The sequence below is a fragment of the Erythrobacter sp. HKB08 genome (assembly GCF_004114695.1).
GTDB lineage: Bacteria > Pseudomonadota > Alphaproteobacteria > Sphingomonadales > Sphingomonadaceae > Parerythrobacter_A.
The window spans coordinates 2,026,023-2,052,078 of record NZ_CP035310.1 but is presented as its reverse complement, the minus strand read 5'-3'; the positions used below and the strand labels follow the sequence as shown (position 1 = coordinate 2,052,078).

At 64.5% G+C, this 26,056-nt stretch carries 24 protein-coding genes; 15 read left to right on the top strand and 9 right to left on the bottom strand.

Features of this window, described 5'->3' with window-relative positions; translation table 11 throughout:
• The first annotated feature begins 41 nt into the window (after positions 1-41).
• Positions 42-3,515 carry a DNA polymerase III subunit alpha gene (gene dnaE, locus EO245_RS09880; RefSeq protein ID WP_128892769.1) on the top strand — a complete coding sequence of 1,158 codons (3,474 nt, stop codon included), beginning with the start codon at positions 42-44 and terminating at the stop codon, positions 3,513-3,515.
• On the opposite strand, the gene EO245_RS09875 is transcribed toward dnaE, so the two are convergent.
• Positions 3,498-3,839 carry a hypothetical protein gene (locus EO245_RS09875; protein WP_128892768.1) on the bottom strand — a complete coding sequence of 114 codons (342 nt, stop codon included), beginning with the start codon at positions 3,837-3,839 and terminating at the stop codon, positions 3,498-3,500. The genes dnaE and EO245_RS09875 overlap by 18 nt on opposite strands.
• A gap of 80 nt (positions 3,840-3,919) precedes the next feature.
• Here EO245_RS09875 and EO245_RS09870 point away from each other — a divergent pair, with 80 nt between their 5' ends.
• The 4 genes from EO245_RS09870 to EO245_RS09855 all read left to right on the top strand — a co-directional run bounded on the left by EO245_RS09870 (position 3,920) and on the right by EO245_RS09855 (position 7,560).
• Positions 3,920-5,530 carry a long-chain fatty acid--CoA ligase gene (locus tag EO245_RS09870; protein WP_128892767.1) on the top strand — a complete coding sequence of 537 codons (1,611 nt, stop codon included), beginning with the start codon at positions 3,920-3,922 and terminating at the stop codon, positions 5,528-5,530.
• Positions 5,527-5,865 carry a hypothetical protein gene (locus EO245_RS09865; RefSeq protein ID WP_128892766.1) on the top strand — a complete coding sequence of 113 codons (339 nt, stop codon included), beginning with the start codon at positions 5,527-5,529 and terminating at the stop codon, positions 5,863-5,865. Before EO245_RS09870 ends, EO245_RS09865 begins: the two co-directional genes overlap by 4 nt.
• A complete protein-coding gene (locus EO245_RS09860; protein ID WP_128892765.1) occupies positions 5,862-6,296 on the top strand; it encodes a DUF1330 domain-containing protein in 435 nt (144 codons plus the stop codon). The genes EO245_RS09865 and EO245_RS09860 overlap by 4 nt, the downstream gene beginning before the upstream one ends.
• A 64-nt stretch (positions 6,297-6,360) precedes the next feature.
• Positions 6,361-7,560: a pyrophosphate--fructose-6-phosphate 1-phosphotransferase gene (locus tag EO245_RS09855; protein WP_128892764.1), complete on the top strand. Its 1,200-nt coding sequence runs from the start codon at positions 6,361-6,363 to the stop codon at positions 7,558-7,560.
• A 10-nt stretch (positions 7,561-7,570) separates the two neighbouring features.
• Here EO245_RS09855 and EO245_RS09850 read toward each other — a convergent pair whose 3' ends face one another.
• The gene (locus EO245_RS09850) at positions 7,571-8,659 is read right to left on the bottom strand and encodes a PA0069 family radical SAM protein (RefSeq protein WP_128892763.1); all 1,089 of its coding nucleotides are present in this window, start codon (positions 8,657-8,659) and stop codon (positions 7,571-7,573) included.
• Between the two features lie 80 nt (positions 8,660-8,739).
• Here EO245_RS09850 and EO245_RS09845 point away from each other — a divergent pair, with 80 nt between their 5' ends.
• Entirely contained in the window at positions 8,740-9,252 is a 513-nt protein-coding gene (locus tag EO245_RS09845) for a YcxB family protein (RefSeq protein WP_128892762.1), read from the top strand.
• A 19-nt stretch (positions 9,253-9,271) separates the two neighbouring features.
• Here EO245_RS09845 and moaB read toward each other — a convergent pair whose 3' ends face one another.
• From moaB to EO245_RS09830, 3 genes are read right to left on the bottom strand one after another with little or no spacing between them, the layout of a single operon-like run.
• The gene (moaB, locus tag EO245_RS09840; RefSeq protein WP_128892761.1) at positions 9,272-9,799 is read right to left on the bottom strand and encodes a molybdenum cofactor biosynthesis protein B; all 528 of its coding nucleotides are present in this window, start codon (positions 9,797-9,799) and stop codon (positions 9,272-9,274) included.
• Positions 9,799-11,559, bottom strand: coding sequence for a transglycosylase SLT domain-containing protein (locus EO245_RS09835; RefSeq protein WP_199798645.1), 1,761 nt, complete (start codon positions 11,557-11,559; stop codon positions 9,799-9,801). Before EO245_RS09835 ends, moaB begins: the two co-directional genes overlap by 1 nt.
• A 1-nt stretch (position 11,560) precedes the next feature.
• Positions 11,561-12,331, bottom strand: a complete 771-nt coding sequence (locus EO245_RS09830) for a hypothetical protein (protein WP_128892759.1) — start codon at positions 12,329-12,331, stop codon at positions 11,561-11,563.
• Positions 12,332-12,414: 83 nt separating this feature from the next.
• Between EO245_RS09830 and EO245_RS09825 the strand changes: the two genes are divergently transcribed.
• The 7 genes from EO245_RS09825 (at position 12,415) to EO245_RS09795 (ending at position 20,360) form a co-directional block, all read left to right on the top strand.
• Positions 12,415-14,061, top strand: coding sequence for an electron transfer flavoprotein-ubiquinone oxidoreductase (locus EO245_RS09825; protein ID WP_128892758.1), 1,647 nt, complete (start codon positions 12,415-12,417; stop codon positions 14,059-14,061).
• A gap of 10 nt (positions 14,062-14,071) precedes the next feature.
• A complete protein-coding gene (locus tag EO245_RS09820) occupies positions 14,072-14,884 on the top strand; it encodes a 4-(cytidine 5'-diphospho)-2-C-methyl-D-erythritol kinase (RefSeq protein ID WP_128892757.1) in 813 nt (270 codons plus the stop codon).
• The gene (locus EO245_RS09815) at positions 14,881-15,612 is read left to right on the top strand and encodes an N-formylglutamate amidohydrolase (protein ID WP_128892756.1); all 732 of its coding nucleotides are present in this window, start codon (positions 14,881-14,883) and stop codon (positions 15,610-15,612) included. The genes EO245_RS09820 and EO245_RS09815 overlap by 4 nt, the downstream gene beginning before the upstream one ends.
• Positions 15,613-15,685: 73 nt before the next feature.
• Positions 15,686-17,407, top strand: coding sequence for a dihydroxy-acid dehydratase (gene ilvD / locus EO245_RS09810; RefSeq protein ID WP_128892755.1), 1,722 nt, complete (start codon positions 15,686-15,688; stop codon positions 17,405-17,407).
• Between the two features lie 58 nt (positions 17,408-17,465).
• Positions 17,466-17,768 carry a hypothetical protein gene (locus tag EO245_RS09805; RefSeq protein ID WP_128892754.1) on the top strand — a complete coding sequence of 101 codons (303 nt, stop codon included), beginning with the start codon at positions 17,466-17,468 and terminating at the stop codon, positions 17,766-17,768.
• Positions 17,749-19,170 (top strand): NAD(P)H-hydrate dehydratase, encoded by a 1,422-nt coding sequence (locus EO245_RS09800; protein ID WP_128892753.1) that lies wholly within the window; start codon positions 17,749-17,751, stop codon positions 19,168-19,170. The genes EO245_RS09805 and EO245_RS09800 overlap by 20 nt, the downstream gene beginning before the upstream one ends.
• Positions 19,167-20,360, top strand: a complete 1,194-nt coding sequence (locus tag EO245_RS09795; protein ID WP_128892752.1) for a class I SAM-dependent RNA methyltransferase — start codon at positions 19,167-19,169, stop codon at positions 20,358-20,360. Before EO245_RS09800 ends, EO245_RS09795 begins: the two co-directional genes overlap by 4 nt.
• Here EO245_RS09795 and EO245_RS09790 read toward each other — a convergent pair.
• Genes EO245_RS09790 through EO245_RS09775 form a run of 4 tightly spaced genes read right to left on the bottom strand, consistent with a single transcriptional unit; the run spans position 20,357 to position 23,140 of the window.
• Positions 20,357-21,136, bottom strand: coding sequence for a hydrolase 1, exosortase A system-associated (locus EO245_RS09790; protein ID WP_128892751.1), 780 nt, complete (start codon positions 21,134-21,136; stop codon positions 20,357-20,359). The two genes, EO245_RS09795 and EO245_RS09790, sit on opposite strands and share 4 nt — an antisense overlap.
• On the bottom strand, positions 21,133-21,819 hold the full coding sequence (locus tag EO245_RS09785) for a hypothetical protein (protein ID WP_128892750.1): 687 nt from the start codon (positions 21,817-21,819) through the stop codon (positions 21,133-21,135). Before EO245_RS09785 ends, EO245_RS09790 begins: the two co-directional genes overlap by 4 nt.
• Positions 21,820-21,821: 2 nt before the next feature.
• Positions 21,822-22,133, bottom strand: coding sequence for an acyl carrier protein (locus tag EO245_RS09780; protein WP_128892749.1), 312 nt, complete (start codon positions 22,131-22,133; stop codon positions 21,822-21,824).
• A 32-nt stretch (positions 22,134-22,165) separates the two neighbouring features.
• A complete protein-coding gene (locus tag EO245_RS09775) occupies positions 22,166-23,140 on the bottom strand; it encodes a GNAT family N-acetyltransferase (protein WP_234026870.1) in 975 nt (324 codons plus the stop codon).
• Between the two features lie 26 nt (positions 23,141-23,166).
• Between EO245_RS09775 and EO245_RS09770 the strand changes: the two genes are divergently transcribed.
• Together EO245_RS09770 and EO245_RS09765 are read left to right on the top strand one after the other, a co-directional pair.
• On the top strand, positions 23,167-24,693 hold the full coding sequence (locus EO245_RS09770; RefSeq protein ID WP_128892748.1) for an acyl-CoA ligase (AMP-forming), exosortase A system-associated: 1,527 nt from the start codon (positions 23,167-23,169) through the stop codon (positions 24,691-24,693).
• The gene (locus tag EO245_RS09765; protein ID WP_128892747.1) at positions 24,690-25,916 is read left to right on the top strand and encodes a pyridoxal-dependent decarboxylase, exosortase A system-associated; all 1,227 of its coding nucleotides are present in this window, start codon (positions 24,690-24,692) and stop codon (positions 25,914-25,916) included. Before EO245_RS09770 ends, EO245_RS09765 begins: the two co-directional genes overlap by 4 nt.
• Positions 25,917-26,056: the final 140 nt, after the last annotated feature.

Genomic DNA, 26,056 nt, shown 5'->3' with positions numbered 1-26,056 from the left:
AAGCCTTTGCGTTCGGGCGGGTGAAATCCTAATTTGGCGGCATGCCGCACGCGCCTTTCGTCCCTTTAAGAGTCCTGTCTTCCTATTCGATGCTCGAAGGGGCGATCGACCCGAAGCAGATCGCCAAGCTGGCGAAGGAGCGCGGCTACCCGGCAATCGCGATTTGCGACCGCAACGGGCTCTACGGCGCGGTCATGTTCGCCGGCGCCTGCATGGGCGAAGGGGTGCAGCCCATCATCGGCACGCTGCTCGGCGTCGCGCGCGACGAGGCGGGCAAGCAGGTCGATTACCTGCCCCTCTTCGCGCAGGACGAGAAGGGCTACGACAATCTGTGCCACCTCGTCTCGAAAGCGCATCTCGATCGCCCGCTGGAATTCGATCCGCATGTCCGGCTGGAAGATATCGAGGGGCATAGCGACGGGCTGATTGCGCTCACTGGCGCGGGCGAGGGCGCGCTGACCGACCTTCTCGCCAACGGCCAGCAGACTGCTGCCGAGGCACTGCTGACGAAGCTGGAAGCGCTCTTTCCGGGGCGGCTCTATCTCGAGCTTGCCCGGCGCGGGAATGCGGAAGAGGAAGCCGCCGAAGAGGCGCTGATCGATCTCGCCTATGCGCGCGACTTGCCGCTGGTGGCGACCAATCCCGCGAACTTCGCCGAAGCGCATATGCACAAGGCGCATGACGCCATGCTGTGCATTGCCGGCTCGACCCATATCGAGGCCGAAGACCGCGCGAAGTCCAACGCCGAAGCCTGGGTCAAGCCCGCCTCGATGATGGAAGAGGCTTTTGCGGACATTCCCGAAGCCACCGCCAACACGCTCGTCATCGCGCAGCGCTGTGCCTATGCGCCGCCCTACCGCGATCCGATCCTGCCCAGCCTTGCAGGCGACCTCGAGGGCGAGGCGCGCATGCTTGAAGAGGACGCGCGCAAGGGCCTCGAAGCGCGGCTCGAACCCTATGGCGAGATGTCGGAGGAAGAGCGCAAGGTCTATTTCGACCGGCTCGACTACGAAGTCGGCATCATCAACCAGATGGGCTTTCCCGGCTACTTCCTGATCGTCGCCGACTTCATCAAATGGGCCAAGGACCACGATATCCCGGTCGGCCCGGGCCGTGGTTCGGGTGCAGGCAGCCTCGTCGCATGGGCGCTGACGATCACCGATCTCGACCCCATCAAGCTCGGCCTGCTGTTCGAACGCTTCCTCAACCCGGAACGCGTCTCGATGCCCGACTTCGATATCGACTTCTGCGAAACCCGCCGCGGCGAGGTCATTCGCTACGTCCAGCAGAAATACGGCCACGACCACGTCGCGCAGATCATCACCTTCGGTAAGCTGAAGGCCCGCGCAGTGCTGCGCGATTGCGGACGTATCCTGCAGATGAGCTACGGCCACGTCGACCGGCTGTGCAAGATGGTCCCGAACCATCCGACCGACCCGTGGACCCTCCCGCGCGCGCTCAATGGCGCAGCGGATTTCAAGCGCGAATATGACAACGACAACGAGGTGAAGCGCCTCGTTGACCTCGCGATGCAGCTCGAAGGTTTCCCGCGCAACAGCTCGACCCACGCGGCGGGCGTGGTGATCGGCGACCGTCCGCTTGCCCAGCTCGTCCCGCTCTACCGCGATCCGCGCTCGGACATGCCGGTGACGCAATACGACATGAAGAATGTCGAAAGCTCCGGCCTCGTCAAATTCGACTTCCTCGGCCTCAAGACGCTGTCGGTCCTGCAGAAGGCTGTAAAACTGCTCGAAAAGCGCGGGATCGAGGTCGATCTCGGCGGGCTCGCGTGGGACGATCCGGCAGTCTTCAAGCTGCTCAAGGAAGGTAACACGGTCGGCGTCTTCCAGCTGGAATCGGAAGGCATGCGGCGCACGCTTACTGCGGTGAAGCCGACCAAGTTCGAGGACATCATTGCCCTCGTCTCGCTCTACCGTCCGGGCCCGATGGACAACATCCCGCTGTTCGGCAAGCGCAAGGCGGGCGAGGTCGCGATCGAGTATCCGCATCCCAAGCTGGAGGGCATTCTCGAGGAAACCTACGGCATTTTCGTCTACCAGGAACAGGTCATGCAGGCCGCGCAGATCCTCGCCGGATATTCGCTCGGTGATGCAGACCTGCTGCGCCGCGCGATGGGCAAGAAGGTGCAGGCCGAAATGGACGCGCAGCGTCAGCGCTTCGTCGACGGCTGCAAGGAAGTCTCCGGTATCGACGCGGCCAAGGCGAACGAGCTGTTCGACTTGATCGACAAGTTCGCCGGTTACGGCTTCAACAAGTCGCACGCCGCCGCCTATGCGTTGCTCGCCTACCAGACGGCGTGGCTGAAGGCGCATTACCCGGAAGAATTCTACGCCGCCTCGATGTGCTTCGACATGCACCAGTCGGAGAAGCTAGCGCTGTTCGTCGACGATGCGCGCCGCCACGGGATCGAGGTCGCGCCGCCGGACGTGAATGCATCCGAAGCCGAGTTCACCGTCGAACGGACCGACCATGGCTATGCCGTGCGCTATGCGCTCGCAGGCATCCGCAACGTCGGCGAGAAGGCGATGGAAGCGATTGTCGCCGAGCGCGAGGCGAAGGGGCCATTCGAAAGCCTGAAGGACATGTTCGAGCGCTTGCCCAAGGGCAGCATGAATTCGCGCCAGCTCGAAGGGCTGATCTGTGCCGGTGCGCTCGATACCCTTGAGCCGAACCGTGCGATGCTGCTCGCCAATGTCGACATGCTGCTCGCCATCGCCGACAGCGCCGCGCGCGAGCGCGAGAGCGGGCAGGGCGGGCTGTTCGGCGGCGAGGATGCGAGCCAAGACACGCTGCGCCTCAAGCCTGCCGACGAATGGCCGCGTGCCGACAAGATGGCGAAGGAACGCGAGAATTTCGGCTTCTACTTCTCTGCCCATCCGGTCCAGCAGTTCTGGCCCGTCGCCTCTGCCAATGGAGCACGCACCTTCCAGAGCCTGATGGAAGGCGGCGCTCCGCCCGGCGGACGACAGGGCGCGGTCATGGCCGCGATGGTCGAGAAGGTGAACAAGGGGAAGACCCGCCGCGGGAAGGACTTCATCCGCGCGGATTTCTCCGACCAGACGGGCCAGTTCAGCGCCGCCTGTTTCGAGGAAGCCCTGGTCGAGAGTTTCCAGAAATGGGCCGAGGAAGGGACCTGCGTCCTCCTGACCGTGGAACTCGACTCACCCAGTCCCGACGAGCCGCCGCGCGTGACCGTGCGCGGGGCGCGTCCGCTCGACGAGGTGAAGGGCGGCGCGCGCATGCTGCTTACGCTCGATGTGCACGACCTTGCCGCGCTGAACGACCTCAAGATGGAACTCGCACCGGGCCCGCCGGGTCAGGGCGAAGTCGTCATCCACCTGCGGACAGGTGACGAGATCGAACCGAAGCTGAGGCTCGGCCGCGATTTCGCGCTCGACGGGGATGTTGCCGAACGGCTGTCGACGATCGAAGGGCTGGCGAAAGTCTCGCTGACGACCCGCAGGGGCTCCTCGCACCTACGCCTCGTCGCCTGAACCTGTTTCTGGCTTGGCGAAAAGGCCTGTCCAGCGCGCCAGCATGACCAGCGCCGTCGGCAGCAGCATGGTGTTGACGATGTCGTGGACGCTGCTCAGCAGGTAAGGCTGTTTCTCGATTTCGAGATTGTGCCGCACGTCGAAAAACTCGTTCACCAGCGCGACTGCGAGGACCAGCAGCAACCCCTTGAAGCTCGCCAGTCCCCAGCGAAAGAGCCATGCGCTCGCGAGGAGCACGATCACCCCGACATAGATATGCAGCGCGTCCTTCTCGAGCCCGGTCACATCGACCGCGAGGAGCTTGAGATCATATAGCCAATCCATCTCCCAAGCCCTTAGACCGATTGCCTTGGCGCGCAAGCGCGGGCATGAAAGGTCGCAAAGAACAACCGGAGAGGATGACAATGGCACTAGGATCTTTGGGCGCGATGCAGGAATGGACGATGCGCGTGACCCACGTGATCGACCACGCAGCCCGCGAAGCCGGCACCCGCGAAATCGTGACGCGGTGGGCCGACGGGACTGAAACCCGCACCACCTGGGCCGGTATTCGTACAGACGCGCTGAAGATGGCGCAGGCGTTGCAGGCGCTCGGCATCAAGAAGGGTGAGCGCGTCGCGAGCCTCGCGATGAACCACTCGCGCCACCTCGTCAGCTGGTACGGCGTCGCCGGCATGGGCGGCGTGCTCCACACGGTGAACCCGCGCCTGTTCGACGACCAGCTCGAGTACATCGTCAACCACGCCGAGGACCGCGTGATGCTGTACGATGCGGCTTTCCAGCCGATCATCGACCGGATGAAAGAGCGCTGGACCACGGTCGAACACTACATCTGCTACGACAGCGGCGAGCACTCTCAGTCCTTCGAGGACTGGATCGGCGAGCAGGACGGCGATTTCGAATGGGTCACCGGTGCCGAAACCGATCCGTGCATGATCTGCTACACTTCCGGTACGACCGGCAATCCCAAGGGTGTCCAGTACGAGCACCGCTCGACCGTGATGCACGCGCTTGCCGGCCTCCAGCCCGCCGCGTTCAACTTCAGCTCGGCGTCCTGCATGCTACCGGTGGTCCCGATGTTCCACGCGGCCAGCTGGGGCCTGCCCTATGCAGGCGCGATGGCGGGCATCAAGTTCGTCTTCTCGGCGGTCAACGATCCGGCCGTGCTGCACAAGCTGATGATCGACGAGGGCGTGACCGATAGCGCCGGCGTCCCGACCGTCTGGCTCGCGCATTTCCAGTATTGCGACAAGGAAGGCATCGACCTTCCGCCGCTCAAGGCTGCCACGATCGGCGGCTCGGCCTGTCCGCGCTTCATGATCGAGCGGCTGATGAAGAACGGCACGCGCGTGCAGCACGCCTGGGGCATGACCGAAACCTCGCCCATCGGCACGGTCGGCGGCCCGACCTGGGACTGGGACCAGCTCAGCTTCGAGGAAAAGGTCGACAAGACCGCGATGCAGGGCCGCCCGGTATTCGGCGTCGAACTGCGTACGGTCGCGCTCGACGACATGATGACCGAACTGCCGCGCGACGGCGAAAGCTCGGGTGCGCTGCAGATCCGCGGTCCGTGGATCATCAAGCGCTACTTCAAGGCCGAACAGGATGCGGTGAACAACGAAGGCTGGTTCGACACCGGCGATGTCGGCATCATCCATCCCGACGGCACGCTGCAGCTGACCGACCGCACCAAGGACGTGATCAAGTCCGGCGGCGAGTGGATCAGCTCGGTCGAGCTGGAGAACGCGGCGGTCGGCCATGAAGGCGTGGCCGAAGCGGCCTGCGTCGGCATGTACCACCCGAAGTGGGATGAGCGCCCCGTGCTGTTCGTGGTCAAGAAGGAAGGCTCGGACGTGACCGCCGACGACATCCTCGACCACCTGCGTCCGCAGATCGCCAAGTGGTGGATGCCTGATGCGATCGAGTTCATCGACGAAATCCCGCACACCGCGACCGGCAAGATCAGCAAGAAGGACCTGCGCGACCAGTTCGCCGACTACAAGCTGGAAACGTGAGCGCGGAAATTGCCCTCTGGTTCGTCTGGGCCGTCACCGTCGCAGCGCTTTGGAGGTATGCGCTGAAGCGGTGGGTCATCAAGGCCCGGACGCCATTTGCCAGCCTGTCCGTCTACGTCCTGCTCGCCGCAATCGGTATCGCGGGCGTTTACGGATCCGGGCTGACAGGTTGGCAGATGTACGGGCATGACCCGGAAGATCCGATGCAGCAATTCGGCTTCGTCCTCTTGCTGTTTTCGCCGATCGGACTGCCACTTCTTGCTGGGCTGCCCATTGTGCTGCTCGCAAGGATACTGAGCGCAATTATCCGCCGCCCTGAGGAGACGCCGACATGAGCAATTTCTATATCGATCCGAGCCGCGCCAATTTCGAGGCGTTCAAGGACCTGCCGCGCGACGAGCCGATCCACATGCTCAACCTGCTGCTCTATCGCGACCACGCGGAATATCCCGAGGGGCACGAGCATCACGGCAATGGCTGGAGCGGGCGCCGCGCCTACGAGGAATATGGCAAGACGAGCGGGCCGATCTTCCGGCGTGTCGGTGGCTCGATCGTCTGGCGGGGGGCGTTCCAGACGATGGTCACCGGGCCGGAGGACAAGCGCTGGCACGACGGCTTCGTCGCGCAATATCCCAACAGCGGCGCTTTCTTCGAGATGATCAAGGATCCTGACTACCAGAAGGCAGTGGTGAACCGCACAGCCGCGCTGGTCGACAGCCGCCTCATCCGCTTCAAGCCGGGTGATGCGGGCGAAGGCTTCGGCTGACCGGGCATACGTATGCTTGCCGCTCGCGCTGGCTAAGGCGCGTTCGCAAGTCCATTATCGCGCCATGCCAGTGAAAACCGTTGCCATGCTTACCGCCGGCGGCCTCGCGCCTTGCCTCAGCTCTGCCGTGGGCGGGCTGATCGAGCGTTACACGGCGGTCGCGCCCGATGTGCGCATCATCGCCTACCGCAATGGCTATGCCGGGCTGCTCACCGGCAACTGGGTCGAAGCCTCGCCGCAGGTGCGTGCCGAGGCGGGGCGCTTGCACGCCTTCGGGGGCAGTCCGATCGGCAACAGCCGGGTCAAGCTGACCAATGTCGAGGATTGCGTGAAGCGCGGCTTGGTCGAGCCGGGGCAGGACCCGCTGCATGTCGCAGCCGAGCAATTGACCCGCGACGGGGTCGATATCCTGCATACCATCGGGGGCGACGATACGAATACCGCCGCTGCCGACCTTGCCGCCTATCTCGAGGATAACGGCTATCCGCTGACGGTCGTCGGCCTGCCGAAGACGATCGACAACGATGTCGTCCCGATCCGCCAGTCGCTCGGCGCCTGGACTGCAGCGGAGCAGGGCGCGATCTTCGCCCGCAACATTATCGCCGAACATTCCGCCAATCCGCGCATGCTGATCGTTCACGAGGTGATGGGGCGCAATTGCGGCTGGCTCACAGCAGCGACGGCGCATGCACATCACCGCTGGGTCAGGACCGCGCCCTTCGCCGAATGGGTCGACAATGCCGCGGCCCGGTGGGACGTGCATGGCGTGTTCGTGCCCGAGCGGCCTTTCGACCTCGCCGCTGAAGCGCGTCGCCTGCGTGCGATCATGGACGAACAGGGCGGGGTGAACCTGTTCATCTCCGAAGGCGCGGGCTCGCGCGAGATCGTCACCGCGATGGAGGCGGCGGGCGAGGAAGTGCCACGCGATGCCTTCGGCCATGTGAAGCTCGACAAGATCAACCCCGGCGCATGGTTCGCCGACCGCTTCGCCGAGGAGCTCGGTGCGGAGAAAGTGCTCGTCCAGAAGAGCGGCTACTTCTCGCGTTCGGCCCCGGCGAATGCCGCCGATCTCGAACTCATCAGGCAGAGCACGGTCCACGCGGTGGATGCGGCGCTCGGCGGCCAGTCGGGTGTCGTCGGCCAGGACGAGGACCATGGCGGCGAAATGCGCGTGATCGAATTCGACCGCATCAAGGGCGGCAAGGCCTTCGACGTTTCGGCCGACTGGTTCACCGAATTGCTCCGCAACCTCGGGCAGGACTGAGCGACCTCGCCTAAAGCAGCCGCAATTGCCCGCTGACCGCAGGCGGCCTGAACTTCGTGCAATCCAGCTCGAACTTCGCCTTGCCGATCCCGGCGCGCTTGCATGCCAGGCGGAAGCGGGCGCGGAACAGCTCGGCCCAGACGCCCGTCGGCTTGAGGCGGGAGAAGAAGTTGGGATCGTTGTCCTTGCCCGACCTGATCGAGCGCACGATGCTCATCACCTTGCTCGCCCGTTCGGGATAGTGGACGTCAAGCCATTCGCGGAACAGGGGGGAGACCTCGTGCGGTAGACGCAGCGGTATCCAGCCTACGCTGTCGACCCCGAGAGCGGCTGCGCGCTGGACGATCTCTTCCATGAATTCATCGGTAATCGCCGGAATGACCGGCGCGACCGAGCAATGGGACGGGATGCCCGCCTCAACCAGCCTGCCCAATGCCGCGAGCCGCTTGGCAGGCGCGGCCGCGCGCGGTTCGAGCTTGCCTGACAGGCGTGGGTCGAGGCTGGTGACCGATATGGCTACCGCGACAAGACGCAGCTTCGCCATCTCGGCGAGCAGGTCGATATCGTCGAGCACGCGGTCGGACTTGGTCGTGATGGTCACCGGATGACGCGTGTCGAGGCATACCTCGAGCACCTGCCGCGTTATGCGGTAATCGCGCTCGATTGGCTGGTAGGGGTCGGTATTGGTCCCCATCGCAATCGGGCGAGGGCGGTATTTGCGCTTCGCCAGCGTCTCGCGCAGCAATTCGGCCGCATTGGGCTTGGCAAACAGCCTGGTCTCGAAATCGAGGCCGGGCGACAGGTCATGATAGGCGTGCGTCGGGCGCGCGAAGCAATAGACGCAGCCATGCTCGCACCCTCGATAGGCGTTGATCGAGCGGTCGAAGGCGATGTCGGGCGACTGGTTGAAGCTGAGGATCGTCTTGGGATGTTCTTCGGTCACGGTGGTCCGCAGCTTCACCGGAGGCCCGTCAAGCGCCTCCATCGCATCGCGCCAGTCCCCGTCGGCCTCATGCGTGGCCAGCCCGAAGCGCGTCGAGACAGCGCCCGACTGCGCGCCGCGTCCATGGACGGATTCTTTCGGACCGGGTTGAGCCATCCCCGGCTCATATCACCTCGGCAAGAACAAAGATAGAACATGAATTGTGAGAAGTTGCATTTTCCTGCTATCGCAAGCGCATGGAGCAGGGATTCTCGCGGCATTACGAGCCGACCGAACAGGATGCTGTAGCGGCGACCAAGGCCGTATGGTGGCGCTACATGACGAAGCCGTCCTCGATCATCGGCTTCCTCGTGTTGTTCGGCTTGCTGGTCGTAATGCTGAATGTCTTTCTCGACCGGCAAATTCCGCTCTGGATCATGCTTGTCGCGGTCGTCGGCGGCCTTGCCATTACGCTGGCACTGACCGCCCTGGTGATGGCGCCGGCTGCGGGGCGAAGGCATTATCAGCAGGCAGCACACTTGCAGAAATCGGTCAACGTCACCTGGGATGAAACGTCCATCAGGTTCGACGTCGAGCGCGGCAGTTCGAGTTACGAGTGGCGCGAATTCCATCGCTGGTCGATGAGCGGTGAGCACCTGCTACTTTTCCTGACCGACGACTTCGTGATGTCGGTCCCGCGCCGGGTGCTCGCAGATGGAGAGCCTGTAGCGGTCGGCGGACTGCTCCACGCCGGGGTGCGAAAAATCTAGCGTACGGCGCTATTCCTCGTCAGCTTTCACGCAGGCGGGGCATGAGCTGGACGAAATTGCACGGGCGGTTCCGGCTGTCGAGCTGCTCGGCGAGGATGCCGTCCCACCCGTCCTTCACCGCGCCGTTCGATCCGGGGAGCGCAAAGATGTAGGTGCCGCGCGCGAGTACCGCGCAGGCCCTGCTCTGCACCGTGCTCGTCCCGATGGTGCGATAGCTGATCATGCGGAACAGTTCGCCGAAGCCGGGAATGTCCTTGTCCTTCACCCGGTCGAGCGCTTCGGGCGTGACATCGCGTCCGGTCAGGCCCGTTCCGCCGGTCGTGACGATCGCGTCGATGCCGCTATCGTCGATCCAGTTGTTGAGCCGGGCCGCGAGCGTTTCCGCATCGTCGCGCTCGATCGCGCGGGCGGCAAGCTTGTGCCCGGAGTTCGCGATACGCTCTGCAAGGATGTCGCCCGAGGTATCGTCGGCGGGCGTGCGCGTGTCCGAAACCGTCAGCAGCGCGATATTGACCGGCTGGAAGGGGAGCGCCGAATCGACTGGCATCAGTCCTTCTGGACGAGGCGAACCCCGCGTCCACTCATTTCCGGAAAGCCCGGCCACTTGCCTTCTGCCAGCGCGCGACGCGTCGGCGACTGCGCACCGGCCTGTCGCTCGTACATCCAGTAATTGCGCATGACGATCGCGACATAGCCGCGCGTTTCCCAATAGGGGATGCTCTCCATGTAGAGTAGCGCATCGCCCTGGTCGCGAACCTCGGTGTTCCACCGCGTTACCGGGGTAAGGCCGGCGTTGTAGGCGGCCATGATCTTGGGCAGCTTGCCATCGGTCGCATAGCTGTCGCGCAGCATGGCGAGATGTTCCTGCCCGAAGGCAAGATTGATTTCCGGCTGCGAGAGGTCGCTCGCGCTTCCCGAAACGCCGATCTTGCGCGCGTGATCGCGCGCTGCGGCGGGCATGATCTGCATCAGGCCGCGTGCGCCCGCCGGGCTGACCACTGCGGCACGGAAGTTCGATTCCTGCAACGTGTGGGCATAGGCGAGGGCCGGGTCGACCTTCCAACCTGTCACCGGCGTCCAGCGCGGCGTCGGGTAGCGCAGCTCGCGCACCGAACGCGCACCGCGCGGCGCGTTGTGCGCCATCCACAGCTGCGTGGAGGGAAGGCCGAGTTCGCGCGCTAGCCGCGAAAGCTCGTCATATTGCGAGGCATCGCCGATCCGCGCCTGGTGCCGCAGCACCTCGTCGGCAAGCCCGTCGCGGCCGATCTGAGCGAGGCCGATGGCCGTTCGCACGTTCGGTTCGTTCTGCAGCTTGCGCCAGTCGTTCTCGCTGAAATCGGGCGAGCGATCGGGATCGACCACCGAGCGACCAAGCTGTTCGAGCGCGAGCATGCCGTAAAGCGTCTCGTCGAGACGGGCCGCGCCGCGCAATTGCTCGGCGGCTTTTTCCGGCTCGCGGCAGCGCACCAGCGCGCGGCTCGCCCAGTAATGCGCGGCAGCCGTGAGTTCGACATTGGTCGCACCGCGCGCCGACTGCTGGAAATAGTTCGCCGCCGTTTCGCAGTCGCCCATGCGCCACGCGGCGAGTCCTGCGACCCAGTCGCCTTCCGCGACCCAGGCCCCCGACCCCTGCGCAACCGTCATCGCCATGGCGAGCGCGGCGGAATCGTTGTTCTCGATGTAGTAGCTCCACGCTACGCGCTGCCGCCATTCGGCGCGCGCTTCGGAGCTGAGCTGCGCATCGATACCGTCGAGCAGCAGGCGCGCGCCGTCGGGATCGTCGTTGCGAATGTGCTCGAGGATCGAGGAGCGGATCGAAGACGGCATCGATCCATCGTCGATGGTCCGCGGCAGGATACGCTTGGAAGCGTAGCCCTGGCTGACGAAGGACTGCGCAGACGGCACGTCGTAGCGCGCTTCGAGACCGCGTTTTGCGCCGAGCGAGACTAGCTGTTCGGTCTGCGGAAGGTAGGTGCCGGCAGACATCCAGTTGCGGATCTGCTCGGCCTCTACCCGCGGGCTGTTCGCATGAAGGTAGAATTCCGCCTGAGCGACCTGGTGCAGCGGTCCGCTGGGGCGGCTGTCGAGCAATTGCTGGACTTCGGTCCAGTTCTCGCGGTCGATCGCGCGGAAGACCTGCTGGTAGAACTCGCGCTCGCTCGGCGTGAGTACCTGCGGGATATTGGGCGAAACGGCCTTCTGGAGGAAATAGTCCGCCGTCGATTGCTGGGCGGCTGCGGGCGATGCTGCGGCAACCGCGCCGCCGAGGGCTGCGATGCCGAGCTTGATAAGTAAACGCGAATTCACGTCAGTTGCCTGTCCATTCAAGCCAATTGTGCCAGAAGCGCTTGCGCCGGGCGGGGGCTCTTACGAGTTCGCCCAGCGACGCAGCACCCATCAGGGGCACGCTGAAACCGTCATGGTTAAAATCCCGCAAAACGGCAGAGCCTTGCGCCATATCGTGTCCGAGAAGCGGCAGGATGTTGCGTCCGAAGACCAAAACCCTTTTCGGCGCGGCCAGTTTGACATGGTGGCACAATAGATCGCCGAGGCCCGCGCCGTGCATGGCTTCCCAATCGGGCATGGGGGTATGGCGGGGCAGGGCCGATGCGACATAGATCGCCTCTGCATCCACCTGTGCGGCCTTGAGGAAGCTCGCCAGCAGTTCGCCGCGCTGTCCCGACAGCAGCGTATCGCGGTCCGCCTCCTCCGGCTCCGGAACGATTACCATCAGCGGCGCTTCTGCATTGCCTCTCGGCGGCACGCGGGGCGCAGCACCCAGCGCGTCGAGCACGGGCGATTCACGCCACCATTGCTGGAATTCCGCCAGTTGCAGGGGCCACCGGTCCTTGGGGCCGCCGATTTTTTCCAGCGGGGGCCTGGCCTTTTTCTCGGCTGGCTGCGCGCTCTTTTCCTTCGGCGCGGCAGCGACCGCTTGCGGAACGGGCGGCGCTTCTTCCGCCAGCCACTCCGTAGCGTCATCATGGTAGTCGAGGTCGACCCCCGCGTCGCGCCACCAGGCGAGCGCGGCTTCGAATTCCTGCGCCAGATCGGGAGGGTTTGCAGCGGTCATCGTCAAGCGCAGGTCTTGACCTGTCGGGCCGCAGTATTCAAGGCATTCCGGCACATTCTGAACCGTTTCGAACAAAGGACTGACCCGAGATGAGCGAACGCGAATCCATGCCTTGCGACGTGGTGATCGTCGGCGGCGGTGTCGCCGGCCTCGCCGCAGCGATCCGCCTCAAGCAGATCAACGAGGAACTGGAAGTCGTCGTCCTTGAAAAAGGGTCCGAAATCGGCGCGCACATCCTTTCCGGCGCGGTCGTCGATCCCAAGTCGCTCGACGAGCTGCTGCCCGAATGGCGCGAGATGGACTGCCCGATGGCGCAAACGCCGGTGACCGACAACTGGCACTGGATCCTGAGCAAGGGCAAGCACTACTCGGTGCCGCACATCGCCATGCCGCCCTTCATGTCGAACGATGGCTGCTACACCGGCTCGCTCGGCAACCTGACCCGCTGGCTGGCCGAACAGGCCGAGGGCCTCGGTGTCATGGTATTCCCGGGCTTCCCCGCTGCCGAGGTCATGTTCGACGACAATGGCGCGGTATCGGGCGTGATTACGCAGGACATGGGCATTGCCGCCGATGGCTCGCAGAAGGGCGATTACCAGCCGGGGATGGAAATCCACGCCAAGTACACCCTGTTTGCAGAGGGCGCGCGCGGCAATCTCACCAAGCAGATGAAGGCCAAGTTCGACCTCGAGGCGGATTGCCAGCCGCAGGTCTACGGCCTCGGCATCAAGGAGCTGTGGGACATTCCGGCCGACAAGCATGTGCCGGGCCGCGTCATCCACACGCAGGGTTGGCCGCTGTCGGAAAGCGATACCTGGGGCGGGGGCTTCCTCTACCATCAGGCGAACGGCCAGGTCGCGCTCGGTTTCGTCACCGCGCTCGATTACAAGAACCCCTACGTCTCGCCGTTCCAGGAATTCCAGCGCTGGAAACAGCACCCGGCGATCCGCGAATATCTCGAAGGCGGCACCCGCGTTGCCTACGGCGCACGCGCGATTAACGAGGGCGGCTGGCAGAGCGTACCCAAGCTCGCATTCCCGGGCGGTGCACTGATCGGTTGCGCAGCCGGCTTCGTGAACGTGCCGCGCATCAAGGGCAGCCACACCGCGATGAAGAGCGGCATGCTCGCTGCCGAAAGCGTCGCTGCAGCGATCGCGGGCGGCGCCGAGAAGACCGAGCTGATGGATTACGATGCCTCGCTCCGAGACAGCTGGATCGCGACCGAGCTCAAGAAGGTGCAGAACGCGCAGCCGCTCGTCGCCAAGTTCGGCGGCGATCTCGGCACTGTGCTCGCCGGTATCGACATGTGGATGCGCACGCTCAAGATCGGGCTGCCCTATGCCATGCATCACGAGCCGGATTACACCGAGCTGCAGCGTGCCGACCTGCACAAGCCGATCGACTATCCGAAGCCGGATGGCGAGATCAGCTTCGACCGCCTAACCTCGGTGTCCTTCAGCTTCACCAACCACGAGGAAGACCAGCCCTGCCACCTGCAGCTCAAGGATCCCGAGCTCCAGGAAATCAGCGAACTGGGTGTCTATGCAGGCCCCTCGACGCGCTATTGCCCGGCTGGCGTCTACGAGTGGACCGGCCTAGAGGAAGGCGATCCGAAGTTCGTGATCAACGCGCAGAACTGCGTCCACTGCAAGACCTGCGACATCAAGGACCCGAACCAGAACATCAACTGGGTCACGCCGGAAGGCGGCGGCGGTCCGAACTATCCGAACATGTAAGGCTGCCCGTTTGGGTCTGACCGAAACCGCATATGCCAAGATCAACCTCGCGCTGCATGTCCGCAAGCGGCGCGAGGATGGCTATCATGAGCTTGAGACGGTCTTTGCATTCGTCGACCAGGGCGATGTACTGACCGCCAAGCGCGCGGTTATGGACGAGGTTCGCACCGTTGGCGAATTCCCGGGCGGGATCGACGATCCGTTCGACAATCTCGTTTCGCGCGCGTTAGCTGCACTGCCGCGCGCCGACGGTCTTTCGATCACGCTGGAGAAGAACCTGCCGGTCGCTGCCGGTCTTGGCGGCGGTTCGGCGGATGCGGGGGCGGTGTTCCGCATGGTCGAGCAGATGTCGGGCCTCCCCGACGACTGGCAGGCGCGTGCGGCCCGGCTCGGTGCGGACGTTCCGGCCTGTGTCGAGAGCACGACCTGCGTCGGCCGCGGCACCGGGACCGAATTGGAGCCTATTGAAAGCGATCTGACCGGTACGCATGTCCTGCTCGTCAATCCGCGCGTCCCGCTTGCCACCGGCCCGGTATTCAAGGCGTGGGACGGCGAGGATCGTGGAGCCTTGCCCGAGGGCAGCGTCCGCGAAATCGCACTTGCCGGGCGTAACGATCTCGAACAGCCGGCAGTCGGACTTTGTCCCGAAATCGCCGATGTATTGGTGTCCCTGCGTGGAACGGACGCGTTTCTTGTCCGTATGTCCGGTTCAGGGGCCACATGTTTCGCACTATATGACACAGCAGATACCGCTGATGCGGCGCGCGTGCAGATTGCCCGGGCCCATCCTCAGTGGTGGCTGATGCAAGGAAGACTTCGATGATCGACGGATTGCCCTATCGCCAGGTGGGCGAACCCATTCCCGGCCGGATCGTGTGCGTGGCCGATCACGCATCCAACTTTGTGCCCGAGGATATCGAACTCGGCGTACCGCGCGAGCTTCTCGACACGCATATCGCGCTCGATATCGGGACCGAGGGCGTGGCCGATCGCATGGCGCGCCGCCATGCCATCCCCGCGCATATCGCGACCGTGAGCCGCCTGGTCTGCGACTTCCACCGCACGGAGGACGCCGACGGTGTCGTCCCGACCAGCAGCGACGGCCATCTCGTGCCCGGCAATATCGGCGCGGATATCGAAAAGCGGATCGAGCGTTTCCACCGGCCCTATCACGACGCGCTCGGCAAATGGCTGGAAGCAGCGAAGCCGGAGCTGATCGTCGCGCTGCACAGCTTCACCCCGAAGCTCGAAAGCAAGCCGATGGAAGAACGCCCGTGGGAAGTGGCGCTGCTCTACAACGAGGATAACAGCGCCGCCGTCCACGCGATCCGCCTCTTCCGCGAGGAAGGGCTGCATGTCGGCGACAACGAGCCCTATTCGGGCAAGGACCTCAACGCGACGATGGACCGCCACGCCGAAGCGCATGGCCGCCACTACCTGACCGTCGAGATCCGCCAGGACCTCATCTCGACCGAGGCCGACCAGGCGCGCTGGGCCGCTCTCATCACCGATGTGGCGAACCGTACCGCGCTTGCTCTCAAGGGAGCCTAGGGGGCGCTAAACATCGCTTGTGCTTGAAATGGCGGCGCGCTGCGGCGAAAGCAGCGTGACGGGAGGAAATCGCGTGACCGCCAAATTCGACAAGTCCAAGCTGCCCAGCCGCCATGTCTCCGTTGGTCCGGAGCGGGCGCCGCACCGATCTTATTACTACGCAATGGGGATGACCGAGCAGGAGATCGCCCAGCCTTTCGTGGCCGTAGTCTCCGCCGGCAACGACAGCGCGCCTTGCAACACCACGCTCGATGCGCAGGCCGATGTCTGCCGCCGCGGGGTGGAAGAGGGCGGGGGCACGCCGCGCCGCTTCAATACCATCACCGTGACCGACGGCATCGCGATGGGCCACCAAGGCATGAAGAGCTCGCTCGTCAGCCGCGAGGTCATCGCGGATTCGGTCGAGCTTTCCGTGCGCGGACACTGCTACGACGCGATCGTCGGCTTCGCTGGGTGCGACAAGAGCCTGCCCGGCATGATGATGTCGATGCTGCGCCTCAACGTGCCGAGCATCTTCGTATACGGCGGCTCGATCCTGCCGGGTCGGTTCCACGACAAGGACGTGACGGTGGTCGACGTGTTCGAGGCGGTGGGCCAGCATGCAGCGGGCAATTGCCCGCTCAAGGAGCTGACTGCGCTCGAAAAGGTTGCCTGTCCGGGACACGGCGCCTGCGGCGGCCAGTTCACCGCCAACACCATGGCATGTGTCGGCGAGGCTATCGGATTATCCTTGCCGAACAGCAATATGGCGCCTGCTCCTTATAAGTCTCGCGAGGAGATCGCGGTCGCTGCAGGTCGCCAGGTGATGACGCTGCTGGAGAAGAACCTGCGCCCGCGTGACATCTGCACCAAGGCGGCTTTCGAGAATGCAGCGCGCGTGGTCGCTGCAACAGGCGGTTCGACCAACGCAGCGCTGCACCTGCCTGCCATGGCCAGCGAATGCGGCATCGAATTCGACCTCTTCGACGTCGCCGAGATATTCAAATCAACGCCTTATATCGCGGACCTCAAGCCCGGCGGGCAATATGTCGCCAAGGACTTGCACGAGGCCGGTGGTGTGTACATGGCCATGAAGACGCTGCTCGACGGCGGCTTCATCGACCCCGAACCGATGACCGTGACCGGCAAGACGCTGGGCGAGAACATCGAGGAGATCACCTGGAACCCGGACCAGAAGGTCTTCTACGACGTGAAGAACCCGATCACGCCGACCGGCGGTGTCGTCGGCCTCAAGGGCTCGCTCGCCCCCGATGGCGCGATCGTGAAAGTCGCGGGGATGGAACGCCTCCAGTTTTCGGGCCCGGCACGGGTCTTCGAATGCGAGGAAGATGCTTTCGAAGCGGTCGAGAAGCGCGATATCGCCGAAGGCAGCGTGATCGTCATTCGCTACGAAGGCCCCAAGGGCGGCCCGGGCATGCGCGAAATGCTGGCGACCACGGCCGCGCTCTACGGTCAGGGCATGGGCGAGAAGGTCGCGCTCATCACCGACGGGCGGTTCTCTGGCGCGACCCGCGGGTTCTGTATCGGGCATGTCGGCCCCGAGGCGGCAGAGGGCGGCCCGATCGCGCTGGTCGAGGATGGCGACACCATTTCGATCGATGCCGTCACAGGAACGATCGAGCTCGAGGTGGACGAAGCAACTCTCAAGGCGCGTCGCAAGGCGTGGCAGCCGCGCGAGAACGACTACCAATCGGGCGCGCTGTGGCGCTATGCACAGAATGTCGGTCCGGCCAGCAAGGGCGCAGTCACTCATCCGGGCGCAGCCAAGGAAAAACACGTCTTTGCGGATATTTAGCGCCGCCTTTTCAGCTTTCCTGCTCGCAGGTTGCGGAGGCTCGGGCGAGACCCAGCCCGTGGCCGATGAAGGCGCGCAGGTCGTCGAATGCGCGCTCGGCGAAGGGAGTGAGTTCGGCCCTGATTGCTTCATCGAATTTGCCGAGGTCGAGGGCGCAACGCAGGTCGTGATCCGTCACCCTGACGGCGGCTTCCGGCGCTTCCGCGTGCAGTCCGACTTGTCCGGCCTCGAAGCTCTCGACGGTGCGGATGTTGCGACCAATTCGCTCGGCGGCGATCCGCAGCGGCTCGAAGTGGTTGTCGGAACCGACCGTTATCGCCTACCGGTTCGGCTCGATGGCAATGACGAACCGCAAAGCTGACCAGATCCTCTCCGTCGCGCAGATGCAGGCGGCGGAAAAGGCACTGATGGATGCCGGAACCAGCGTCGACGAGCTGATGCAGCGCGCCGGGCGCGGTGCGGCCGAGATCGTCTGGCGGATAGGGGCGGGGCGGCCTGTCACAATCCTTTGCGGACCGGGAAACAATGGCGGCGACGGCTATGTGATCGCACAGGCGCTGCACGAGCGCAGCGTACCGGTGACCGTCGTGGCGCCGATGGAACCCAAGACCGACGCGGCACGCACCGCCCGTTCGCTCTTTGCCGGGAACGTGCAAGCCTCCATCGGGAAAACCACAGGCCACGTCTTCGTCGACTGCCTGTTTGGCAGCGGCCTGACGCGCGGCCTCTCGCCCGAACTGTTGGGCGAAATCGAGAAAGCATTCCTCGGCCACGACCTCTCGGTGGCGATCGACCTGCCGAGCGGGATCGAGGCCGATAGCGGCGACTATTTCGACCGGTCTTACGGCTATGACTGCACCGTCGCGCTCGGCGCGTGGAAATACGCGCATTTCTGCGGCCTTGCGGCGACGCAGATGGGGCGGTTGCACCTCGTCGACATCGGGGTGGAGGGATGCAAGTCGGGCGCCTATCTGATGCGGCGACCCGCCATTCGGGGCCCTTGGGCGGGCGCACACAAATACACGCGCGGATTGCTCGCGGTGATCGGCGGCGAGATGCCCGGTGCACCCATGCTGTCGGCAAAGGCCGCGATGCATGCGGGTGCTGGCTATGTGAAGCTCTTCACGCCGGAAAAGCCCGACCACGTTCCGCACAGCCTCGTCGTCGACACGCAGGCGCTCGACGTGTCGCTCGAGGACCCGCGGCTCGATGCGTTGCTGATCGGTCCTGGCCTCGGCATCGGCGACGTTGCGCGCGAGCGGCTGCGCCTCGCGCTAGACCTGCAATTGCCGACTGTCCTCGACGCCGATGCGCTGCAGATTCTCGATTACTCGATGCTGCAGGATGCCGATCCGGAATCGATCGTGGCGACGCCGCACGAGGGCGAGCTCAACACGCTGTGCAAGGCATTCGGCGTCGAGGGTGAAACCAAGCGTCACAAGGCCGCGGGCCTGCAGGGGGCAACCGGGATGACGGTCATCGCCAAGGGTCCGGACACGACCGTCCATGGCGAAGGCGACGAGGATGGCGAAACCATCCTCCTTGGCGCGTTCGAACCTGCATCCAGCTGGCTCTCGGTTGCCGGCAGCGGTGACGTGCTTGCAGGCATAGTCGCCAGCCGCTTGGCGACGGGCGACGATCCGTTCGATGCAGCATGTCGTGCCGTCTGGCTCCATGGCGAAGCTGCGCGCCAGTGCGGCCCGGCTTTCACGGCCGACGAGCTTGCTGACGCCGTCCCGCTAGCGCTCGCCGCCTGCCTGTGAGCGAAGGCGATCCGATCGTCCGCATCGCTGCGCGCGGTGACGGACTGACCGCTGGCGGCAAGCACGTCGCGGGCGGAGTGCCCGGTGACGTGCTGCTTCCCGATGGCTCGCTCCAGTTCGGACCGCACCACGCCGATCCGCCGTGCCGCCATTTCGGGAAATGCGGCGGGTGCCAGTTGCAGCATGCCGATGAGACAGCGTGGCGCGAGTTCGTCACGCGCCGGGTGCTCGATGCGGCAGATGGGCAAGACATTTCACCCGGGGAAGTGCTCGAAACCTACTGCTCGCCGCCCGGTACTCGGCGACGCGCGACGCTGCATGGCGTGCCGGGCAAGGGCGCTGCACTCGGTTTCCGCGAGGAGAAATCGCACAAGATCGTCGACCTGCGCGAATGCCCGGTCCTCCTGCCGCAATTGGCAGCGCTAGTCGGCCCGCTTCGCAAGCTGCTCAGCGCATTCCGCCAGCGCGGGAGCATAGACTGCCATCTTGCCGTCGCGGACCAGGGTATCGTCTGCGAATTCGCCAAACTCGAAGTCGAGGGCTTGCAGGCGATCGAGCGGCTGCAGGATTTCGCGCGCGAGCATGGCCTTGCGCGCCTCTCGGTCGACCAGGGTTTCGGTCCGGAACTGCATTGGGAGCCCGAACCGGTCACCGTCAGCTTCAATGGCGTTGCGGTGCGGATGCCGCACAAGGCCTTCCTGCAACCGACGCTGGATGGAGAGGCGCAGCTTGTCACGGACGTCGCCAGCTTCCTGAGCGGTGCCGGGACGATCGCCGACCTGTTTGCGGGTCTCGGGACATTCACCTTCGGCCTGATGGAAGGACGCAAGCTGCTCGCAGTCGAGGGGGCGAGGGACGCGCATGCCGCTTGCCTAACCGCCGCACGATCCAGCGGGCTCGAGGTTGCAGGCCTTCACCGGGACCTCTTCCGCAACCCGCTCACGAGCGAGGAATGCAGCCGCTTCGATGCCGTCGTGCTCGACCCGCCGCGTGCCGGTGCACGCGAGCAGGTCGCGCAGCTTGCCGGTTCGAGCGTCGGCAGGATCGCCTATGTCAGCTGCAATCCATCGAGCTGGGCGCGCGATGCGAGAACGTTGGTCGATGCAGGCTATCGCCTCACGAAACTGCGACCCGTCGGCCAGTTCCGCTGGTCGACCCATGTCGAACTGACCAGCCTGTTCGAGCGCTAGTCGGTCTTGCGCAGCGTGCCGAGCAGCTTCTTTTCGAGCCACTGCGCCGCTTCAGCTTCGACGAAGCCATGGGTGGCGCCTTCGCATCGGGCAATGCGCTGCTCATCGCCACGCCAGCTTTTCTCGAAAGCGAGACCCGTACGGTCGCGCCCCGCAATCAGGAACTTGTAGCTTCCGCCGAACTCGGCGAGGCCCGCTCGCATCTCGTCGGTCAGTGCCGAGGGAGGAGCAGCCGGCTTGGCCGCTGCCACGAGCCCCTTTGCCAGCTTGCGAAGGTTCACGCCGCCGGTCAGCAGACGCTTCCATTCACCGCGCTTGGCGAGTTTCGCCAGGTAGCGCGTGCGCACCGCATCGGGAGTTTGCTCGACCGCACCGTCCTCGAAGGTCCACGGGTTTGCGAGGATAAGGCGATCGCACCCGGCGCCCGAGGCGAGCATCAACGCGCTCGCAGCATCGCAGTTGCCGAAGGCGACGATGCGGGTCATCTGCGGGGTAGTGGCCTGGAAGGCCTCGATAGCAGCGAGGATGTCCTTGCGGCTCTTGCGGAAGCCGCGGTTCTCGCCATCGCTGTCTCCGGTTCCGCGGCGGTCGAAGCGGAAGACCGGAAAGCCAGCCTTGGCGATCCGGGCTGCGAGACGGGACTGGCCCTGAAAAGCGCCCGAGCGGATTTCATTGCCGCCATTGACGATCAGCAGGCCGGTGAGGCCGGGAGCGGTATCGAGCGTTCCGACGCACTTCACGCCCTGGCATTCGAAGGTGAGGGGGATACGGCTCATGTCTCTAGCATCCCGACAGCGATGATGGCGGCAAGTGCATCGGCCTGATCAGGATCGTCGTCCGGCTCCGCGCGCAGCCAGAGCGGTTTTCCGCCGATTTCTTCCTGACGGATCTCGGTATGCGCTTCTGCCGCGCGCGGCTGCGCATCCATCATCTCGGCGAAGAATTGTGCGCTGAGCTTCCAGCCGGCGAGTTCGGTGCCGCCATCCCGCGCCTGTGCCTCGATATTGGAAAGAGCCTCCTCGCGCCCCGCCTCTTTCGCGGCGATGCTGCGCGCACGCATGAGCGAGCGGATCGCGGATGAGCCGGACACCGGGGCATAGCTCCAGCCCGGCAATTCGACCGGCGCGAAACAGGCTGAATTGCGCACCGACAGACAGTGCGTTGCGCCGAAATGCTGCGCAGCATCGGCCGCAGCATTTTCGAGCATCGCGAGCGTCAGTTTCTCGGGAGTGAGCAGGCTTTCATTCTGCCCGGGAAGGTCGGGCAGGACGCTATCGATGCCCGACAGGTCGAGCCTGCGCATGACCTCCACCAGCTGGTGGCGCAGCTTGTTTCCTTCGTCGAACAGCGGCGGGAGGACGAGCAGCCGGGTAGGGCGATCCTGCCTGAACTGGAGCGCGATCTCCTCGCGCGTCTTGCCGTCGCCGATGGGCGCCTGCCAGCTGGTGACAGTGCGCATGATCAGGCCGCGACGACCTTCATTTCGGCAAAGGCGAGGAGGCCGCCGTAGGTCTCGATCATTTCCGCATCGACATCTTCGTCTTCGATGATGATGTGCAAGCGATCCTCGATCTCGGTCAGCAGTCCGGCGACCGCCATCGAATCCAGTTCCGGAAGGTGGCCGAACAGGCCGGTATCGGCGTCGAATTCCTCGACCCGGTCGGCGTCGAGGCCCAGCACGTCGGCGAGGATCGAACGCAAGGTGTCGTCGATCTGCTGACGGCTCGGCGCGAGGCCTTTCTTCTCGATGCTGGTTTCGGTTTCGCCGGCCATTGCCGTAATCCCCTGTTTTCGAGGCGTCGCCCTTAGCTCCGCCCTGTGCGCTTCGCAAGTTTGCGCAGGGCAAGCCTTAGTATCCGCGGCCAAAGACGAGGATTTGACGGGTCGAGGCATTCGAGGCGGTAGCGGGGGCGTTCGCCGTCCATCCAGTCGCGCTTGTAGGGATCGTCGCCGGTTCCGAAGTCGACCAGCTCGACATGGTCGCGATCGATCACATGCTCGAACAGCGCGGCCGACAGGGTCGTTCCGGCAGACAGCGGCTTGGCCGCCTCGATGTGAGCGAGCTTGTGGATGTAGGCCGTGCCGTCCTCCACCGTCCAGAACTGCGCCGCGACGGGCTGTCCATCGGCAACTGCGATACCGAGGCGAATGCGGCCCGCTGCGCCTTCCTGGCGCGCGAACGCTTCGAGCAAGTCGGGATCGCCCTCGGTCGGCTTCCAGCTGTCCGCGTAGATCGCCTGGTAGTCGGCCCATGCCTGCTCGTCGAAACATTCGAGTATGCGCACGTCGACCTTCCTGGCCTTGCGCTTCAGGGTCGTGCGCATCTTGCCGGGGCGACCCGCCCAATATTCGGCGAAGCTGCGACCGGCCACGCGAAGCACATGGTTCGTGTCGCATCTTTCCAGAACGGTGAACCATCCCGCGCCATTGAAAGCGCATTGCAGGTCGCATGCGCTGCGGTCCTCGTCGGGGAGGGGCGATAGGACGATGTGCGAAGCTTGCGACTTCAGGTCGCGGGCGAGTGTTTCCAGAACGGCGGCATCCTGCCCGAGAGGGCGCCAGCTGAAGCTGTACCAGTTCCGCAGCGGCTCAAACATCCGGCCCTTGCGCATCAGGGGCAGGGCGACGCGTTTGTCCCCGTCCTCGGCAACGGCAAGCAGCACATCCTCCTTGCGCTCTGCCAGCAGCGCGAACCACTCGGGCCGCGCAAACGGTCCCTCGCCAGCGAAATTCATCGCTTGCAAGACATTAACCGTGTCGTGATAGCTGACCCTCGTCACGTTCCTCGTTACCTTGCCGGAGAGCAATGTCCCTTCCGTCCCTCCCTCAAGCCAAGCCTCTCGACCATCTTGCCGAATGCGGCAAGGCTGGCGATCCCGCGCTCGTGCTCAAGGGCGAGACGCTTAGCTACGAGGCATTAAGGACCCGTGTTTCCCGCCTTAGCCAATGGTTAATCGATCACGTGCCGGAAAAGGGCTCGCGCGTCGCCAGCTGGTCCTCGAAAGGCGAATTGACCTGCCTGATGCCGCTGGCCGCCGCTCGCGCGGGGCTGGTCCATGTTCCGATCAACCCGCTGCTCAAGCACGCGCAGGCGAAGCACATCCTGCACGATTGCGGGGCGAGCATGCTGATCGGCAACAAGGGCCGTATCGCCTCGCTGCAGGAAGGCGATGTGCCACACGGCTGCGCAGTGATCGAGGAGACGGAGGCGCTGTCGCAGGCGATTGTCCTCGAAAGCGGGCTCGGACCGTCCGACAACGATCCGGAAGAGCTTTGCGCGATCCTCTACACCAGTGGTTCGACCGGCCGTCCCAAGGGCGTGATGCTGAGCCATGCAAACCTGTGGCTCGGCGCTGTCAGCGTTGCGGATTACCTCGGCATGGCGGCGGACGACGTGACGCTCGGCGTGCTGCCGCTCTCGTTCGATTACGGACAGAACCAGCTGCTGAGCACTTGGTTCGCGGGCGGCTCTGTCGTCCCGTTCGACTATCTCTTCGCTCGCGACGTCGTGAAGGCCTGCGCGAAGCACGGCGTCACCACGCTCGCGGCTGTTCCGCCCCTGTGGGTGCAGCTTACCGAGATCGAATGGAGCGAGGACGCGGTCGCCCCGATGCGGCGCATGACGAACAGCGGCGGCGCGCTGACCATCGATCTCGTGCGCGACCTGCGTTCGATCTTCCCCGATGCGCGGTTGTTCCCGATGTACGGGCTGACCGAGGCATTCCGTTCGACCTATCTCGACCCGTCGCTGGTCGACGAGCATCCGACTTCGATGGGTACTGCCATCCCCTTCGCCGAAATCCTCGTGATCGACGATGGCGGCAACATTGCCGACCCGGGCGAGGAGGGCGAACTGGTCCATTGCGGGCCGCTGGTGGCGCAAGGATACTGGCAGGATGCCGAGCGAACTGCAGAGCGCTTCAAGCCGGCTCCGCAAGTCTCGAAATTCGGCGGGATGGCAGTATGGTCGGGCGACCGCGTGAAGCGGGAAGCGAACGGCCTGCTCTATTTCGTCGGTCGCCGCGACGCGATGATCAAGAGCGCAGGCAACCGCATCAGCCCGCAGGAGGTCGAAGAGGCCGCACTTGCAAGCGGTCTGGTCGCAGAAGCGGTCGCGCTGGGCGTACCCGACGAGCGGCTCGGCCATGCCGTCCACCTGATCGCACGTGCCGAGCGCGGCGCCGAGGATGCGGAGAGCGAATTGCCCAAATATCTCGCACGTGAACTGCCGAATTTCATGCAGCCGCAGGTGATCCACTGGCGTGAAGCCATGCCGCTCAATCCCAACGGCAAGATCGACCGGACCGCGCTCAAGCGGGAGCTTGCCGCATGAAGCCGCTCGGACCCATTCCCGCCGGTTTCGAGACGCTCGACGGTGAACTCTCGATCGGCGGTCGCTCGGCCAGCAGCCTCGTCGAAGAGGCGGGGCGCACGCCGCTGTTCGTCTATTCGCGCGACAGGCTCGATGCGCGCATCGCCGAATTGCGAGCGGCTTTGCCCGAACGGATCGGGATCAATTACGCGATCAAGGCGAACCCCTTCGCCCCGGTCGTCGAGCACATGGCGAAGTTGGTCGATGGCTTCGATATCGCTTCGGGCGGAGAGCTCGAACTGGCGCAGTCGGTGGGACTCGACATGGCGAAAGTCAGCTTTGCCGGTCCCGGCAAGCGCGACGAGGAATTGATGGCCGCGATCCGTGCGGGCGTGACGCTGAATTCGGAATCCGCTGGCGAGGTCGACCGCGCACTGGGCCTTGCCGAATGGCTCGGCATGACGCCGCGAATAGCGCTGCGGGTGAACCCGAGTTTCGAGCTACGCGGCTCCGGCATGAAAATGGGCGGGGGTGCCAAGCCCTTCGGCATCGACGAAGAACAGGTTCCTGCAATTGCGAGGAAGGTGATCGAAAGCGGTGCCGAATGGCGCGGGCTGCACATTTTCACCGGCAGCCAGGCGCTTTCGGCCGATGCGATCATCGAGACGCAGGGCAACGTCCTCGCGCTTGCCGACCGCCTGGCAGGCGAAATCGGCGCGCCTTTACCCAAGCTCAACATGGGCGGCGGGTTCGGCATCCCTTATTTCCACGGCGACGAACCGCTCGACCTTGCCGCAGTTGGCGCGGCAATGACGCAGAAGGTCGCCTCGCTGCCGGATAGCCTCGCGGAGACCGAATTGTGCCTCGAACTCGGGCGCTATCTCGTTGGCGAGGCAGGGGTTTACCTCACTCGCATCGTCGACCGGAAGGAAAGCCACGGCACGACCTATCTCGTGACCGACGGCGGCCTTCATCACCAGCTGGCCGCCTCGGGCAACTTCGGGACGGTCGTGCGGCGCAATTACCCGGTTGCCATCGCGAACCGCTTCGATGCGCAACCGGAGGAAGAGGTCTATGTGGTCGGCTGCCTGTGCACCCCGCTCGACCGCCTGGCCGACGGCGCGCACTTGCCGAGGGCCGATGTCGGCGATTTCGTCGCCGTCTTCTGCGCCGGAGCCTATGGCGCGAGCGCGTCCCCGTCCGCATTCCTGGGGCAGGGTCCGGCCGAGGAAATGCTGGTTTAACCTTCCCTGCAGCACCGTCCCGAACTGGGACTGCGCCTTGATAAACACCCGGAAACGCAAATTGGCTAACCGGATGTTCACCCTTTTTGGCGAGGAAGACCGCCTGTCCGCGGGTGCGGAAGGCCAGGTCGCTCCTGCCT